The sequence below is a fragment of the Leisingera sp. F5 genome (genome assembly GCF_001593695.1).
In genome coordinates this window covers 1-1,671 of sequence record NZ_LUKH01000789.1, presented here as the reverse complement: position 1 = coordinate 1,671, position 1,671 = coordinate 1, and the positions used below count along the sequence as shown (strand labels likewise).

Below are 1,671 nucleotides of genomic sequence, written 5' to 3'. Positions count from 1 at the left end.
AGGGCGATGGCCTTTATGAATGGTTTTCCGATGCCAAGGTGAACACCTGCTACAACGCCGTTGACCGCCATGTGGAACAAGGCCGCGGCGAACAGACCGCGATCATCTATGACAGCCCGGTCACCCATACCAAGCGTGAAATCTCCTATGTCGAGCTGCGCAATCGCGTCGCCACACTGGCCGGAGCGCTGCGCGCCAAGGGCGTCGAAAAAGGCGACCGGGTCATCATCTACATGCCGATGATCCCTGAAGCGCTGGAGGCGATGCTGGCCTGCGCCCGCATCGGAGCTGTGCATTCGGTGGTGTTCGGCGGATTTGCCTCCAACGAGCTGGCGGTGCGGATTGATGACGCAAAGCCCAAGGCGATCATCGCCGCCTCCTGCGGGATCGAGCCGGGCCGAACCGTGCATTACAAACCGCTGCTGGATGGCGCCATCGACTTGTCGGAGCACAAGCCGGAGTTCTGCGTGATTTTCCAGCGCGAACAGGAAGTGGCGGATCTGATTCCGGGCCGGGACGTGAACTGGCATGGCTTCCAATACGGTGTGGAACCCGCCGAATGTGTGCCCGTGGAAGGCAACCACCCGTCCTATATCCTCTACACCTCCGGCACCACCGGCCAGCCCAAAGGCGTGATCCGCCACACCGCGGGCCAGTTGGTGGCGTTGAACTGGACGATGAAGAACATCTACAACGTTGATCCCGGCGATGTGTTCTGGGCTGCTTCCGATGTGGGCTGGGTCGTTGGCCACAGCTACATCTGCTATGCGCCGCTGATCCACGGCAACACGACAGTTGTGTTTGAGGGCAAGCCGGTGGGCACGCCGGATGCGGGCACATTCTGGCGGGTGATCTCCGAGCATAAGGTCAAGAGCTTCTTCACCGCCCCCACTGCCTTTCGCGCGGTGAAGCGGGAAGATCCCAAGGGCGAATTCGTCAAGAAATACGATCTGAGCTGCCTGCAGCAGGTTTATCTGGCCGGCGAGCGCGCCGATCCCGACACCATCACCTGGGCGCAGGAACAACTGAAGGTTCCTGTGGTGGACCATTGGTGGCAGACCGAAACCGGCTGGTCGATTGCCGCCAATCCGCTGGGGATCGAAGAACTGCCGACCAAGCTTGGTTCGCCTGCAGTGCCGATGCCCGGCTATGAAGTCGATATTCTGGACGAAGGCGGCAACCCGGTAGCGCCGGGCGAGCTGGGCGCCATCGCGGTCAAACTGCCGCTGCCGCCGGGCACCCTGCCGACGCTGTGGAATGCCGGAGAGCGGTTCAAGAAAAGCTACCTCACCACATTTCCCGGCTACTACGAGACCGGCGATGCGGGCATGAAGGATGAAGATGGCTATCTCTACATCATGGCACGCACCGATGATGTCATTAACGTCGCAGGCCACCGACTGTCGACCGGCGGCATGGAGGAAGTGCTGGCGGGCCACCCGGATGTCGCCGAATGCGCCGTGATCGGCGTGGCGGACAGCCTCAAGGGCCAGATGCCGGTTGGCTTCCTCTGCCTGAACGCCGGTGCCGATCGCGATCATGGCGAGGTGGTATCCGAGGTCGTCCAGCTGGTGCGCGAGAAGATCGGCCCGGTTGCCGCATTTAAACTGGCGGCGGTGGTCGACCGGCTGCCCAAGACCCGTTCCGGCAAGATCCTGCGCGGCACTATGG

At 62.0% G+C, this 1,671-nt stretch carries 1 protein-coding gene; it reads left to right on the top strand.

The features are described from left to right. Nucleotides 1-1,671, top strand: a 1,671-nt coding sequence (prpE, locus tag A2I95_RS35990) for a propionate-CoA ligase PrpE (protein WP_291737315.1), incomplete at both ends; no start/stop codon positions are given.